Origin of the sequence: Stenotrophomonas maltophilia group sp. RNC7 (genome assembly GCF_030910085.1) — a bacterium.
Lineage (GTDB): Bacteria > Pseudomonadota > Gammaproteobacteria > Xanthomonadales > Xanthomonadaceae > Stenotrophomonas > Stenotrophomonas sepilia.
In genome coordinates, this window is record NZ_JAVFVN010000280.1 from 1 (window position 1) to 312 (window position 312).

A 312-nucleotide genomic window follows, 5' to 3' on the forward strand; every position below is an offset into this window, starting at 1 on the left:
CCGACCTGCAGGCGCTGGTGAACGTGTTCGCCGCCGGCCTGGAACGCGACGACGTCGAACTGGACATCGACGCGCTGGACGCCAAGGCGGCCGGCGGCATCCCCGCCGCGGTGGCGCGTGAAAGCGCCATCCTCAAGCATCCGGTGTTCTCCAGCGTGCAGTCGGAAACCGACATGCTGCGCTACCTGCGCAAGCTCGCCGACAAGGACCTGGCGCTGGACCGCACCATGATCCCGCTGGGCTCCTGCACCATGAAGCTGAACGCCACGGCCGAGATGATCCCCATCACCTGGCCCGAGTTCGCGCTGGTGC

General features: G+C 67.9%; 1 pseudogene. It reads left to right on the forward strand.

Annotation, left to right across the window (positions count from 1 at the left end):
- Positions 1–312, forward strand: a pseudogene (locus RCF13_RS03835) (glycine dehydrogenase (aminomethyl-transferring)); the annotation flags it as partial.